Below are 12,487 nucleotides of genomic sequence, written 5' to 3' on the forward strand. Positions count from 1 at the left end.
CCGACATCACCCGTACTTACCTACGTCCATGCGCCTCGGCGCAGGCCCCTGCCCCGCACGGGGCCCGGAACACAGAGGTTGCCCCATGAGTGACAAGCCGGTGCTTCTCGTCGTCTACGACACGGGGAGCCTCGCACCGACCAGGCTGGCCGAAGCCGCCCGGGACAACGGCTGCTCGCTGGTCTTCGTGACGGCCGGAACCGACCACGCGCGGGAGATGATCCCCACGCTGGAGACGGTCGGTTCCGTCGTGGACGCGGAGGGCCGCACCGAGGCGGAGCTCGTGGCGGAACTGCGCGCGCTCGGCCCGGCGGGCATCATCACCTTCAGCGAGTTCCAGATCGCCCCGACCGTACGGCTCGCCGACGCACTCGGGCTGCGCTACCACCGGCCCGCCGACGTCGACGCGATCACCCACAAGGACCTCCAGCGGCAGCGCTTCGCCGAGGCGGGCGTCGACAGCGTCCGCTTCCGTACGATCACCGGCACCGAACAGGCCGACGAGGCACTCGCGTACGTCGGACTGCCCGCCATCATCAAGCCGGTGATCGGCGCCTCCAGCCGCAACACCCAGGCCGTGGCGACGGCCGAGGAGTGCCACGCGGCCCTGGCCCAGATGTTCTCCGGCGACGACGGCCCCGCCGAGACCGCGGTGATGCTGGAGGAGCTGCTCGTCGGCCGGGAGACCCCGGCCCCCTGGGGCGACTACATCGCGGTGGACTGCGTCGCCGACGGCGACGACGTCCGGCCGGTCTTCGTGACCAGCAAGTTCGCACTGGCCGAGCCCTTCCGCGAGCGCGGCGGCTACGGCGGCTTCTCCGTCGTGCCGCAGGACGAGGAACTGGCCGTACGGGACCTGGCGTGCCGCGCGGTACGCGCCCTGAACATCCACGGCGTCGCCGACGTCGAGATCAAGCTGACCGCCGAAGGCCCCCGGGTCATCGAGGTCAACGGCCGCCTCGGCGCCTGGGTCGACGACCTCGCGATCCGCTCGGGCACCTCCGACCCCGCCCGGGTGGCGGTCGCCGCCGCGCTCGGCCTGCCGTACGAGACACCCGAGGTCAAACAGGACGGCCCGATCGCCTTCCACTACCTGATCGTGCCGCCGGTCGGGGCCCGCAAGGTGGCCTCGATCCGCAACGTCTCCGCCCTGCGCCGACTGCCCGACGTGGACCGCGTCACCGTGCTGGCCGAACCGGGCGCCGCCGCCGACTGGCGCATCGGCGCACGCGGCAACACGGCGGCCGTCATCGGCTCCGCCGCGAACCACCGGCAACTGGCCGCGACCGTCGCCGCCATCGAGAACGTGGACTGGATCACCTATGAGTGAGTTCGTCATCTTCGACCTGGACGGCGTCCTGGTCGACACCCAGGACGCCGAGAACGGCGGGCTCGCGTACATCGGCGAGCTGATGGGTCTTCCCCTCGGCAAGGACCAGCGGGACGAGCTGTTCTCCGGAAAGAAGATGCAGGAGTGCCTCGACCTCATGGAGGAGATCACCGGCACCCCGCCGCCCGCCGGAGCCATGGCGCTCGCCCGCGCCAAGTGCGACGAGCTGATCGGCTCCTGGCTGGAGCCCATCGAGGGGGTCGCCCACGCCCTGGAGCAGCTGAGCGCGACCCCCAACACCGGCATGTGCGTCGCCTCCAACAGCCCGCCGGACATCATGGCGGACCGCCTCGGCAAGGCGGGCATCCTGCACCACTTCGAGGGCCGGCTCTTCTCCGCGTACGACATCAACGCCTGGAAGCCCGACCCGAAGCTGTTCCTGTGGGCGGCCGCCGAGTGCGCCGCCGACGTGGACGACTGCGTCGTCGTCGAGGACAGCCCGGTCGGTGTGGACGCCGCACTCGGCGCCGGGATGCGGGTCCTCCAGTACACCGCCGACCCCGCCGTCGGCCCGCACCGCGACGGCGTCCGCACCTTCCCCTCCCTGCGCGAACTGCCCGGCCTGGTCCGCGAAGCGCACCGGCTCGCGCCCCCCACCTCGCTCGCCACCGCACCCCTCGGAGGTACGTCATGAACCAGCCCCGCAAGATCATGGTCCTGGGCGCCGGAGACCTCGGCCGCCGCGTCTTCCACGAACTCGCCCACAGCACCGGCGAGCGGCACGTCCAACTGGTCGGCCGGGATGAGGAAGTGGCGCTGCGAGCCACGAACCTGACCCGCTTCTGCGCCGTACAGCGCGGCTACGCGCCCACCGTCAGCCACGCCCTGACGGACCTGACCGACGTGGCGCGCACCGCCGAACGCATCGCGGCCTTCGCACCGGACGTCATCTTCCTCGCCGCCAGCTACCAGTCGTGGTGGGTCATCTCCACCCTGGAGGCCTCCGCCTTCCAGCGCGTGTACGCCGCCAACTACGGCCCCTGGCTGCCGATGCACCTGGTCCCGGTGATGAAGGCCATGGAAGCCGTCAAGCTCTCCGGGACCGAGGCCGTCGTCGTCAACGCGGCCTACCCCGACGCCGTGCACCCGGCGCTCACCGCGATCGGCCTCTCGCCCCACATCGGCATCGGCAACGTCGCCAACAACGTGCCCGGCATCACCGCGGCCGCCGCCGACGAGCTCGGCCGCTCCACCGCCGACGTCGAGGTGCGGCTCGTCGCCCACCACTACGTCTCGCACCGCCTGTCGCGCCACGGCAACAGCGGCCCGGCCGCGATGGGCCTCGGCATCCGTGTCGACGGCCGCGACGTGACGGCCGAGCTCGACACCGCCGCCCTCCTCCGCAGGCTGCCCGCCCAGTACCGCCGAACCGGCGGTCTGGCCGGCCAGACCATGACGGCGGCCTCGGCGCTGAGCGTCCTGGAGCCGCTGGCCGACGGGCGGGACGCGGTCGTCCACGCGCCCGGCACGGACGGCGCGCTGGGCGGCTTCCCCGTGGCGATCGAGTCCGGAAAGTTCCGGCCGCTGCTGCCGGACGGCATGACCGACGAGGAGGCCCACGCGATCAACGTGTCGGGCCAGGCGCAGGACGGCATCCGCGAGATACGCGCGGACGGCACCGTCGTCTTCGAGCCCGCGTCGATGGCCGTCATGACCGAAGAACTGGGCTACGACTGCGCCGAGATGAAGCTGTCGGAGGCGGAGGGCCGGGCGCGGGAGATCAGCGAGCGGTTCGCGGCGTACCGGGCCAGGACGACGGGCTGACGGTACGGACATCGCGCACCCACCCCACTGTCACCACCACAGGGAAGGCACAGGCACACAGTGAAACTGCTGCTGCTCGGCGGTACGGGCTTCGGGGGCCGCGCGGTCGCCGAGGCCGCACGCGACCGGGGCTGGGACGTCACCGTCCTCCACCGGGGCGAGCACCCGGCCCCACCCGGCGTACGGGTCCTGACCGGCGACCGTACACAATCCGACGGCCTCACCGCCCTCACCACCGGCGAGTGGGACGCGGTCGTCGACACCTGGTCGTCCGCCCCCACGGTCGTACGGGACGCGGCCCGGCTGCTCGCCGACCGGGCGGCCCGCTACGCGTTCGTCTCCAGCCGCTCGGTGTACGCCTGGCCCGCCCCGGCGGGCCTGGACGAGTTCGGCCCCCTGGCCGAGGGGGACCCCGACGCCGGGGCGACGGACTTCCCGGCCGACAAACGCGGTGCGGAGCTGGCCGTGCTCAGGGAGTTCGGCGAGGAGCGAACCCTGATCGTCAGGCCCGGCCTGATCCTCGGCCCGCACGAGACGCCCGGACGCCTGACCTGGTGGCTGGACCGGGTGGCCCGGGGCGGCCCGGTCCTCGCCCCCGGCCCGAGGGACACCCCGCTCCAGTACGTCGACGCCCGCGACCTCGCGACCTGGCTGCTCGACGCCCTGACCGCCGGACTGCACGGCCCCTACAACCTGGTGGGCCCCCGCGACCACAGCACGATGGGCGACCTGCTGGACGCCTGCGTACGGGCCACGGGATCCACCGCCGAACTGCGCTGGGCCACCCCGGAGGCCATCGAGGCAGCGGGTGTCGGAGGCTGGAGCGACCTCCCCATCTGGGCCCCACCGGGCAGCGACCTCCACGCGGCGATTCACGCGGGAGACGTGACCAGGGCACTGGCCACGGGCCTGCGCTGCCGCCCCCTCCAGGACACGGTCCACGACACCTGGACCTGGCGCCGCGCCCTGCCCGAGGACACGGCACCACCCCTCGCGGACGGCCTGTCCCCGGAACGGGAGAAGGAGGTGCTGGCAGGGCTCGGGTGAGGGCAACCGCCGACGGTCAGGTGCCGGTCGGGGCGACGCCGACCGGGCAGGACACCCCCGTACCGCCGATCCCGCAGTAGCCGCCCGGGTTCTTGTCCAGATACTGCTGGTGATACGCCTCCGCAGGCCAGAACGGGCGGCCCTCGGCAGGCAGGATCTCCGTGGTGATCTCCTTGTGCCCCGAGGCAGTCAGGACCTTCTGGTACGCCTCACGGGAAGCCTCGGCGGCCGCCGCCTGCGCGGGGGAGTGGGTGTAGAGCGCCGAGCGGTACTGGGTGCCCACGTCGTTGCCCTGGCGGAAGCCCTGCGTCGGGTTGTGCGACTCCCAGAACAGCTTCAGCAGCTCCTCGTACGTGACGACCGCCGGGTCGAAGACCACGCGGACCGCCTCCGTGTGCCCGGTCAGCCCCGAGCAGGCCTCCTCGTACGTGGGGTTCTCCGTGTAGCCGCCCTGGTAGCCGACGAGCGTCGTCCAGACGCCCTCCGTCTGCCAGAACTTCCGCTCCGCACCCCAGAAACAGCCCAGCGCGAAGTCCGCGACCTCCAGGCCCTCCGGATACGGCCCCACCAAGGGGTTGCCGAGGACCGTGTGGCGGGAGGGGACGGTGAATTCGGGCACGGGGCGGCCGCGCAGGGCCTGCTCGGGGGTGGGGAGCTCGGGGGTACGGCGGTTCAGGAACATGCGGATGGCTCCTCCGGGGTCGGGTTCGCTACGTACAACGCGGGAACGGCCGCCGGGATTCCGGGGCGGACGGACGCCGCCTCCGCCGCCAGGGTCCGCGCGAAGGCCCGGGTCCGTGCCGTCTCCCGGTCGCGGTGCCGCGCCAGCCCTCAGTGCGGCAGCGTCGCCGGGCTGCCGCCGTTCGCCTCGTAGCCCGCGACCGCCAGCGCCCGGTAGACCGTGTACTGCGCGGCCGGGTCCGGGCCCGCCGTCCACGGCAGGGCGCCCACATGGCCGTCGATGCGGACCAGCTGGTGCATCGCCTCCGACCAGCGCTCCATGTGGACCAGGAACAGCACCAGCAGGTGGCGGACGTGGGCGAGCATCGGGTCGTCCGGGCGGGCCGCGTGGACCGCGAACATCGCGCCCTCCACCGCCTTGGTCACCACCTGGCTGCGGTAGAAGCCCTGTACGAGGTTGACCTCCGGCAGGTGCTCGTACACCGCGAACAACGGCAGCGCGGCCAGCAGCGAGCCCTGCGGGGCGCGGGCGGCGGCGGCCGTGGCGAAGGCGTCGGCGTCCTCGCGGGAGCCGTGCCACTTCTCGCAGTGGAAGTGCAGGGCCGCGAGGTGCGCGCCGAAGTGCGCCGGAGCCCGGTCGATGATCTTCGCCCAGAGCTGGTCGAACTGCTCGGGGGCGTAGCCCAGGCCCCGGGCCACCGCCAGTTCCACGATGTAGGGGACGGGGTCGCCGGGGGCGAGGAGGGCCGCCTCGCCGCAGACCGTACGGGCCTCCTCCAGGATGATCCGGAAGTCGTCGCTCCCGGCCGACGAGGAGCGCCACGCCTGCTGTACCAGGAACTCCGCGTGCACCGCCGCGCCGCCCGCGTCCTTCGGGGACTCCGCACGCCAGGCGCGCAGCCACGCCCCGCCCTTCCCCGGCTGCTGCGCCAGCTCCAGCGAGGCCGCACCCGCGAAGGCCTGGACGCGCTGCCAGCGGACCTCGCCCTCCTTCGGCGTACCGGCGAGCAGCTGGGAGGCGGCCCGCCAGTCCTGGGTGGCCTGGACGACGTCGAGGACGTCCAGGAGGTCCTGATCGGGGCCGGGCATCCGGACGTCCAGCTCCTCCTGGCGGGCGAAGCCGTACGTGTCGGGGTCGGCGGCGTCCGGCGAACCCGGGGCGACCTGGCGGATACCGCCCCGGCGGCGCATGACCCAGGGGCCGATCACGGCGGCCAGCATGCACATCGCGAGCAGGAACAACAGAATCTCCATGGCCCCCATTGTCCCCGGAGCGGCGAGTGGGCGGTAAGGGCCCTCGTGACGAACTACGCTCGGGGCCATGAGCGACCAGCACAGCTTCGAGACCCTCGCCATCCACGCGGGGAACACCGCCGACCCCCTCACCGGCGCCGTGGTTCCGCCCATCTACCAGGTGTCCACGTACAAGCAGGACGGCGTGGGCGGACTGCGCGGCGGCTACGAGTACAGCCGCAGCGCCAACCCGACCCGCACCGCCCTGGAGGAGAACCTGGCGGCCCTGGAAGGCGGCCGCCGCGGTCTCGCCTTCGCCTCCGGTCTCGCCGCCGAGGACTGCCTCCTGCGTACGCTGCTGACCCCCGGCGACCACGTGGTCATCCCCAACGACGCCTACGGCGGCACGTTCCGGCTGTTCGCGAAGGTCGCCGCGCGGTGGGGTGTGGAGTTCTCGGTGGCCGACACCTCGGACGTGGCGGCCGTCCGGGCCGCGCTCACCCCGCGCACCAGGGCCGTCTGGGTCGAGACCCCCTCCAACCCGCTGCTCGGCATCACCGACATCGCCGCCGTCGCCCAGGTCGCCCGGGAGGCCGGGGCCCGCCTCGTCGTCGACAACACCTTCGCCTCCCCCTACCTCCAGCAGCCGCTGTCCCTCGGCGCGGATGTCGTCGTGCACTCCACCACCAAGTACATGGGCGGCCACTCCGACGTCGTCGGCGGCGCGCTCGTCGTCAGCGACCCGGAGCTGGCCGAGGAGCTGGCGTTCCACCAGAACGCCATGGGCGCGGTCGCCGGTCCCTTCGACGCCTGGCTCGTACTGCGCGGCATCAAGACGCTCGCCGTCCGCATGGACCGGCACACCGAGAACGCCACCAAGGTCGCCGACCTGCTGACCCGCCACCCCAAGGTCACCCAGGTCCTCTACCCGGGCCTGTCCGAGCACCCCGGCCACGAGGTCGCCGCCAAGCAGATGAAGGCGTTCGGCGGAATGGTCTCCTTCCGCGTCGCGGGCGGCGAGGAGGCGGCGGTCGAGGTCTGCAACCGGGCCAAGCTGTTCACGCTCGGTGAGTCCCTCGGTGGTGTGGAGTCGCTGGTCGAGCATCCGGGCCGGATGACGCACGCCTCCGTCGCGGGCTCCCTGCTGGAGGTCCCGGCCGACCTGGTCCGGCTCTCCGTCGGCATCGAGAACGGCGACGACCTGCTCGCCGACCTCACGCAGGCGCTGGGCTGATCACGCAGCACTGCGACGCACCGGGCGCCCGCCCGAACCGGCGGGCGCCCGCACGCTCAGACGCTGACCTTCTCGTCCTCCAGCATTTCCCGTATCTGACCGCGCAGTTCAGGGCTGTCCTCGTGTCCGTGGACGGACACGGCGTGTTCGCTCGCGGCCCGTACGACCTCGTCCTCCTCGCCGGAAATGGTGAGTGAGCAGTTCATCTCGCTCGGGTACTTACGGCAGTCGGCGATCTTTCTGGTCATCACGGCCTCCCAGGCTCGTACGACGACCGACTCCTCCAGGGTAGGCCGGTCGCGGTCGGTACCCCAACGGCTCGGCACCCCGACGGCTTCACCAGCCCTCCAGCGGCGGCGTGACCCGCGCCGGCTCCCGCTCCCACGGCTGCTCGATCCCGGCCCACACCAGGAACACCGCGAGCGCCGCGCCCAGCAGCCACCCCGCCGTCCGGTGCACCGCCCGCCGCAGCCGCAGCCGCCGCCCGCCCCGCCGTACCGCCCGCGCCGCCAGGTCCGGCGGCAGCACCGGATACGGGCCGTCCAGCATCCGGCGGACCTGCTCGGCCCGTGAGTCCCCCCGCGGCTCCCGGCCGGCGTTCACGGCGTCCCCCGGGGCACCGGAGCCGGCCGCGCGCTCCCGCCCCGCGAACCCGGTGAGCGCAGCGCCGCCACCGCACGGGCGCAGACCGCGCGGACCCGGTCGGCCGGGAGTCCGAGCAGCGCCGCCGTCCGCTCCTCGTCGACCTCCTCGTACATCCGCAGCACGAGCACGAGCCGTTCGACGGGGGTGAGCCGCCCCAGCACCCCGCCGCGCGGCCGCCGGTGCCGCCGGGCCTCCCGGGCGAAGCGGAGGGCCAGCTCCCGGCGGGCCAGGTCGTAGGGGTCGCCGCCGTGCGAACGGTCCCAGTCGGCGTACGTACGGGCCAGCGCCGCGGACAGCAGCCGCCGGGCCCGTACGTTCGCGCCCGGCGGTTCGGGAGGCTCGGCGGTGAGCAGCGTCGCGGTGTGCAGCAGTCGTCCGCCCGCGCCCGCCACGAAGGCCTCGAACTCCTGGGCGCGGAGCCGGTCCCGGTGTTCGGCCCGCTCGCTCATGACCTCATCCGAGCCCCGGCACACCGCCCCGGTCAAGAGCCAGGATGCCGCGGGTGCCCGGACCGGCGCCGGGCGTCAGTCGGACTGTGTCGACTGGTACGCGGCCTGCCGGGCCGCGAGCGAGGCGTTGAACCGGGTGAGCAGGGCGCAGAACGTGTCCCGCTCCTCGTCCGACCACCCGTCCGTGACCTGCGACATCAGCTCACGCCGGGAGGCGCGTACCTCGTTGAGGCGGGCCTGACCGCGCGGCGAGAGCTGGAGCACGACGGCCCGGCCGTCCTCCGGGTGCGAGGTGCGCTTGACCAGTCCGGTGTCGACGAGCGGCGCGACCTGCCGCGTCACCGTCGAGGAGTCGATGCCCATCCCGGCCGCCAGGGCTTTGACGCCCATCGGGCCTTCCCGGTCCAGCCGGTTCAGTAGCAGGTAGGCCGCCCGGTCCATCGAGTTGCGGACCTGGCCGACACCGCCGAGGCGGGTCTGTTCGGCGCGGCGGGCGAAGACCGCCACCTGGTGCTGGAGCGAGTCCAGCAGGTGTTCGGGGCCCGGGTGTTCGGGGACGGCGCCCCCGGAAGGAGACGCAGCAGTCGTCATGTCCTGAGGGGGCATGGCCGGGGGCTCTCTTCATGCGGTGTCGGATGGAGTGGGGGACAGAGTACGCGGCCCCGGGGCAACGCGTACCAGTGCCGCACAAACCTGCGGACAACACCGCAGGCCGCCATGAGACAAGTCTGCCGCGCACGGTCGGAGCTGCAAGACTTGCGGGCATGAGCTTCCGCGCGACCGCCCCCCACCCGCCCCTGATCCTCGACGATGTCCGTGGCGCGCAGAAAATGCTGTCCGGGGTGGCCCGGGTGACCGCTCTGGAGGGCAGCCGGCATCTGAGCGAGCTGGTCGGCGCCCCCGTCCACCTCAAGTGCGAGAACCTCCAGCGCACCGGCTCCTTCAAACTGCGCGGTGCCTACGTCCGGATCTCCGGGCTCACCCCGGTGGAGCGGGCGGCCGGGGTGGTCGCCGCCAGCGCCGGGAACCACGCCCAGGGCGTCGCGCTCGCCTCCTCCCTGCTCGGCGTGCGTTCCACCGTCTTCATGCCCGTCGGGGCGCCCCTGCCGAAGGTCGCGGCGACCCAGGAGTACGGGGCCGAGGTGCGGCTGCACGGCCAGGTCGTCGACGAGACGCTGGCCGCCGCCCAGGAGTACGCGGAGCGGACCGGCGCGGTCTTCATCCACCCCTTCGACCACCCGGACATCATCGCGGGCCAGGGCACCGTCGGCCTGGAGATCCTGGAGCAGTGCCCGGAGGTCCGCACCATCGTCGTCGGGCTCGGCGGCGGCGGTCTCGCCGCGGGCATCGCCGTCGCGGTGAAGGCGCTGCGCCCCGACGTCCGGATCGTCGGTGTCCAGGCCGAGGGGGCCGCCGCCTACCCGCCCTCGCTGGCCGCCGGGCACCCCGTCTCCCTCGACGACCCGGTCACCATGGCCGACGGCATCAAGGTGGGCCGCCCCGGCGACGTACCGTTCGCGCTGATCCGGGAGCTGGTCGACGAGGTCCGCACCGTCACCGAGGACGAGCTGTCCAGCGCCCTGCTGCTCTGCCTGGAGCGGGCCAAGCTGGTCGTCGAGCCGGCCGGGGCCAGTCCGGTGGCGGCGCTGCTCAGCGACCCGAAGGCCTTCCGGGGCCCGGTGGTGGCCCTGCTGTCGGGCGGCAACGTGGACCCGCTGCTGATGCAGCGCATCCTGCGGCACGGGATGTCCGCGGCGGGCCGCTACCTGAGCCTGCGGCTGCGGCTCACCGACCGCCCGGGGGCGCTGGCCGCCCTGCTGGCCGCGCTGACGGTGGCCGACGCGAACGTGCTCGACATCGGTCACGTGCGCACCGACCCGCGTCTCGGCCTGACCGAGGTGGAGGTCGACCTCCACCTGGAGACCAAGGGGCCCCGCCACTGCGAGGAGGTCGAGGCGGCGCTGCGCGCGGAGGGGTACCGGGTCATCGGCTGACCGTCCGGTTCCCGCCGGTTGGCCCGATCTCGTTGTTCACCGCGCGGTGAAGCCCCGCCGATCCTAGGATCGGCGGGGAAACCACGTACGGGTGCGGTCAGCCGCGAGTGACGGGGGAGCCTTTTTATGCCAGGTGCCATCCATGCCGAAGGTCTGGTGAAGACCTTCGGCGACGTACGAGCCCTGGACGGCGTCGACTTCGACGTTCCCGAGGGCACCGTCCTCGGCCTCCTCGGCCCCAACGGCGCGGGCAAGACGACCGCCGTCCGGGTCCTGACCACCCTCCTGCGCCCCGACAGCGGCAGCGCCTTCGTGGCCGGGATCGACGTGCTGAGGAAGCCCAACGAGGTACGCCGCTCGATCGGGCTCTCCGGGCAGTTCGCCGCGGTCGACGAGTATCTGACCGGCCGGGAGAACCTCCAGATGGTCGGGCAGCTCTACCAGATGAGCGGCCGGGCCGCGAAGGCCCGCGCGGGCGAGCTGCTGGAGCGGTTCAACCTCGCCGACGCCGCCGACCGCACCGCCAAGACGTACTCCGGCGGTATGCGCCGCCGTCTCGACCTCGCGGCCGCGCTCGTCGTCTCGCCGCCCGTGATGTTCATGGACGAGCCGACGACCGGCCTCGACCCGCGCAACCGGCAGCAGCTGTGGGACGTCATCGAGGACCTGGTGGCGGGCGGTACGACCCTGCTGCTGACCACGCAGTATCTGGAGGAGGCCGACCGCCTCGCCCACGACATCTGCGTCATCGACCACGGCAAGGTCATCGCCCGCGGCACCTCCGACCAGCTCAAGGCCCGCACCGGCGGCGAGCGCGTCGAGGTCGTCGTGCACCGCCCCGACGAGATCGAGCCCGCCCGGTCCGTCCTGACCGCGCTCGGCAAGGGCGAGGTCACCGTCGTCCGGCTCTCCCGCAAGCTGACCGTCCCGGTGACCGGCGGGGCGAAGCTGCTGGCCGAGATCATCCGCGACCTGGACGGCCACGGGGTGGAGATCGACGACATCGCCCTGCGCCGCCCGACCCTGGACGACGTGTTCCTCTCCCTCACCGGCCACGCGGCCGAGGTGCAGGAGCAGGAGCAGGAGCAGGAGAACGAGGACCCCGAGGACCCCGAGGACAAGGAGGACGCCCGGTGAGCGTCACCACCAAGGCCGCCCCCGTCCTGGCGCCCCGCCTCTCCGGCGGGGTCGTCCAGTCCGTCAGGGACTCCCTCGTCGTAGCCAAGCGGAACCTGATCCGCATGTCCCGCATTCCGGAGATGCTTCTTTTCGGGGTCATCCAGCCGGTGATGTTCGTCGTGCTGTTCACGTACGTCTTCGGCGGCTCGATGAGCATCGGCGGCACGACCGATCCGAACGTCTACAAGAACTTCCTGATGGCGGGCATCTTCGCGCAGACCGTCACCTTCGCCACGGCGGGTTCGGCGGCGGGCATCGCCGACGACATGCAGAAGGGCCTCATCGACCGCTTCCGGTCCCTGCCGATGGCGCGCGGCGCGGTCCTCACCGGCCGCACGGTCGCCGACCTCGCCCAGACGTGCATCACCCTCCTCGTCCTGGCGGTCGTCGCGCTGATCGTCGGCTGGCGCACCGGCTCGGCCGAGCCGACCAACGCCGGACGGGTCCTGGCGGCCTTCGGTCTGCTGCTCCTCCTGGGGTACGCCTTCACCTGGATCGGCGCCCTGATCGGGCTGTCGGTCCGCACCCCGGAGGCCGCGACCTCGGGCGGGATCATCTGGCTGTTCCCGGTGACGTTCATCTCGAACGCGTTCGTCGACTCCAGCCAGATGACGCCCTGGCTGCGGCATGTCGCCGACTGGAACCCCTTCAGCGCCACCGTCCAGGCCTGCCGCGAGCTGTTCGGCAACCCGGGAGTCGTGGACTCCAGCGCCTGGCCCATGCAGCACCCCGTCTGGGCGTCGCTGCTCTGGTCCGTGCTGATCGTCGTGGTCTTCCGCACTCTCGCGGTCCGCAAGTACCGGCGGTCCAGCCGCTGACGCGAGCCGCGCACACGGCGACGCGGGTGTGCCGACCCCTCGGAAGGGACTGC

At 72.7% G+C, this 12,487-nt stretch carries 14 protein-coding genes; 8 read left to right on the top strand and 6 right to left on the bottom strand.

Translation table 11 applies throughout. The features are described from left to right. Positions 1–85: 85 nt before the first annotated feature. From RI138_RS21380 to RI138_RS21395, 4 genes are read left to right on the top strand one after another with little or no spacing between them, the layout of a single operon-like run. The gene (locus RI138_RS21380) at positions 86–1,330 is read left to right on the top strand and encodes an ATP-grasp domain-containing protein (protein ID WP_311121208.1); all 1,245 of its coding nucleotides are present in this window, start codon (positions 86–88) and stop codon (positions 1,328–1,330) included. After that, complete coding sequence (locus RI138_RS21385) at positions 1,323–2,024, top strand: HAD-IA family hydrolase (protein ID WP_311121209.1); 702 nt, start codon at positions 1,323–1,325, stop codon at positions 2,022–2,024. The genes RI138_RS21380 and RI138_RS21385 overlap by 8 nt, the downstream gene beginning before the upstream one ends. Beyond that, positions 2,021–3,154, top strand: coding sequence for a hypothetical protein (locus RI138_RS21390; protein ID WP_311121210.1), 1,134 nt, complete (start codon positions 2,021–2,023; stop codon positions 3,152–3,154). Before RI138_RS21385 ends, RI138_RS21390 begins: the two co-directional genes overlap by 4 nt. Positions 3,155–3,214: 60 nt before the next feature. Next, on the top strand, positions 3,215–4,201 hold the full coding sequence (locus RI138_RS21395; protein ID WP_311121211.1) for an NAD-dependent epimerase/dehydratase family protein: 987 nt from the start codon (positions 3,215–3,217) through the stop codon (positions 4,199–4,201). A gap of 16 nt (positions 4,202–4,217) precedes the next feature. Here RI138_RS21395 and msrA read toward each other — a convergent pair whose 3' ends face one another. After that, the gene (gene msrA / locus RI138_RS21400) at positions 4,218–4,883 is read right to left on the bottom strand and encodes a peptide-methionine (S)-S-oxide reductase MsrA (RefSeq protein ID WP_096623650.1); all 666 of its coding nucleotides are present in this window, start codon (positions 4,881–4,883) and stop codon (positions 4,218–4,220) included. Between the two features lie 149 nt (positions 4,884–5,032). After that, positions 5,033–6,136, bottom strand: a complete 1,104-nt coding sequence (locus RI138_RS21405) for a hypothetical protein (protein ID WP_096623652.1) — start codon at positions 6,134–6,136, stop codon at positions 5,033–5,035. 67 nt (positions 6,137–6,203) lie between these two features. On the opposite strand from RI138_RS21405, the gene RI138_RS21410 reads away from it, so the two are divergent. Continuing rightward, entirely contained in the window at positions 6,204–7,349 is a 1,146-nt protein-coding gene (locus RI138_RS21410; RefSeq protein ID WP_311121212.1) for a cystathionine gamma-synthase, read from the top strand. A gap of 56 nt (positions 7,350–7,405) precedes the next feature. Here RI138_RS21410 and RI138_RS21415 read toward each other — a convergent pair whose 3' ends face one another. The 4 genes from RI138_RS21415 to RI138_RS21430 form a co-directional block, all read right to left on the bottom strand. After that, positions 7,406–7,597 carry a DUF1059 domain-containing protein gene (locus RI138_RS21415; RefSeq protein ID WP_096623716.1) on the bottom strand — a complete coding sequence of 64 codons (192 nt, stop codon included), beginning with the start codon at positions 7,595–7,597 and terminating at the stop codon, positions 7,406–7,408. An 88-nt stretch (positions 7,598–7,685) separates the two neighbouring features. Further along, on the bottom strand, positions 7,686–7,952 hold the full coding sequence (locus RI138_RS21420; RefSeq protein WP_311121213.1) for a hypothetical protein: 267 nt from the start codon (positions 7,950–7,952) through the stop codon (positions 7,686–7,688). Beyond that, positions 7,949–8,443, bottom strand: a complete 495-nt coding sequence (locus RI138_RS21425; RefSeq protein ID WP_311121214.1) for a sigma factor-like helix-turn-helix DNA-binding protein — start codon at positions 8,441–8,443, stop codon at positions 7,949–7,951. The genes RI138_RS21420 and RI138_RS21425 overlap by 4 nt, the downstream gene beginning before the upstream one ends. A gap of 75 nt (positions 8,444–8,518) precedes the next feature. Next, complete coding sequence (locus RI138_RS21430; protein WP_311121215.1) at positions 8,519–9,049, bottom strand: MarR family winged helix-turn-helix transcriptional regulator; 531 nt, start codon at positions 9,047–9,049, stop codon at positions 8,519–8,521. 158 nt (positions 9,050–9,207) lie between these two features. On the opposite strand from RI138_RS21430, the gene ilvA reads away from it, so the two are divergent. The 3 genes from ilvA (at position 9,208) to RI138_RS21445 (ending at position 12,434) form a co-directional block, all read left to right on the top strand. Further along, positions 9,208–10,437: a threonine ammonia-lyase gene (gene ilvA, locus RI138_RS21435; RefSeq protein WP_311121216.1), complete on the top strand. Its 1,230-nt coding sequence runs from the start codon at positions 9,208–9,210 to the stop codon at positions 10,435–10,437. Positions 10,438–10,563: 126 nt separating this feature from the next. Continuing rightward, positions 10,564–11,574, top strand: a complete 1,011-nt coding sequence (locus RI138_RS21440) for an ATP-binding cassette domain-containing protein (protein WP_311121217.1) — start codon at positions 10,564–10,566, stop codon at positions 11,572–11,574. Further along, positions 11,571–12,434 (top strand): ABC transporter permease, encoded by an 864-nt coding sequence (locus tag RI138_RS21445; protein ID WP_311121218.1) that lies wholly within the window; start codon positions 11,571–11,573, stop codon positions 12,432–12,434. The genes RI138_RS21440 and RI138_RS21445 overlap by 4 nt, the downstream gene beginning before the upstream one ends. The last annotated feature ends 53 nt before the right edge of the window (positions 12,435–12,487 follow it).

This window comes from Streptomyces durocortorensis, assembly GCF_031760065.1.
GTDB lineage: Bacteria > Actinomycetota > Actinomycetes > Streptomycetales > Streptomycetaceae > Streptomyces.

Coding starts and splice junctions, on each gene's coding strand:
- RI138_RS21380 (WP_311121208.1), top strand. CDS start 86: ATGAGTGACAAGCCGGTGCTTCTCGTCGTCTACGACACGGGGAGCCTC.
- RI138_RS21385 (WP_311121209.1), top strand. CDS start 1,323: ATGAGTGAGTTCGTCATCTTCGACCTGGACGGCGTCCTGGTCGACACC.
- RI138_RS21390 (WP_311121210.1), top strand. CDS start 2,021: ATGAACCAGCCCCGCAAGATCATGGTCCTGGGCGCCGGAGACCTCGGC.
- msrA (WP_096623650.1), bottom strand. CDS start 4,883: ATGTTCCTGAACCGCCGTACCCCCGAGCTCCCCACCCCCGAGCAGGCC.
- RI138_RS21405 (WP_096623652.1), bottom strand. CDS start 6,136: ATGGAGATTCTGTTGTTCCTGCTCGCGATGTGCATGCTGGCCGCCGTG.
- RI138_RS21410 (WP_311121212.1), top strand. CDS start 6,204: ATGAGCGACCAGCACAGCTTCGAGACCCTCGCCATCCACGCGGGGAAC.
- RI138_RS21415 (WP_096623716.1), bottom strand. CDS start 7,597: ATGACCAGAAAGATCGCCGACTGCCGTAAGTACCCGAGCGAGATGAAC.
- RI138_RS21425 (WP_311121214.1), bottom strand. CDS start 8,443: ATGAGCGAGCGGGCCGAACACCGGGACCGGCTCCGCGCCCAGGAGTTC.
- RI138_RS21430 (WP_311121215.1), bottom strand. CDS start 9,049: ATGCCCCCTCAGGACATGACGACTGCTGCGTCTCCTTCCGGGGGCGCC.
- ilvA (WP_311121216.1), top strand. CDS start 9,208: ATGAGCTTCCGCGCGACCGCCCCCCACCCGCCCCTGATCCTCGACGAT.
- RI138_RS21440 (WP_311121217.1), top strand. CDS start 10,564: ATGCCAGGTGCCATCCATGCCGAAGGTCTGGTGAAGACCTTCGGCGAC.